Annotated in this window: 1 protein-coding gene; it reads left to right on the forward strand. The window is 59.9% G+C overall.

Annotation, left to right across the window (positions count from 1 at the left end; all coding sequences use genetic code 11):
- Window positions 1-272: molybdopterin dinucleotide binding domain-containing protein (locus R0J92_RS23065; RefSeq protein ID WP_411053383.1), on the forward strand; the 272-nt coding region annotated here is incomplete at both ends.

Below are 272 nucleotides of genomic sequence, written 5' to 3' on the forward strand. Positions count from 1 at the left end.
CCGGAATTTCCGGACCATTGGGAAGTGATCGAAACGGCGGACGCCGAACATCCATTCCGCATGACCACCTCACCGGCCCATAATTTCCTGAACTCGACCTTTGCCGAGACGCCGACATCGCTTGCCAAGGAAATCCGGCCCGAACTTCTGATCCATCCCGACGATGCGGCAGAGCTTGGCATCGAGGATGGCGAGCGCATCGAGATCGGCAATCATCGCGGCGAGCTGGTGCTTCATGCCGTGCTGCGCGAGGGGCAAAAACGCGGTGTCGT

Origin of the sequence: Tritonibacter sp. SIMBA_163, assembly GCF_046535935.1 — a bacterium.
Taxonomy (GTDB): domain Bacteria; phylum Pseudomonadota; class Alphaproteobacteria; order Rhodobacterales; family Rhodobacteraceae; genus Epibacterium; species Epibacterium scottomollicae.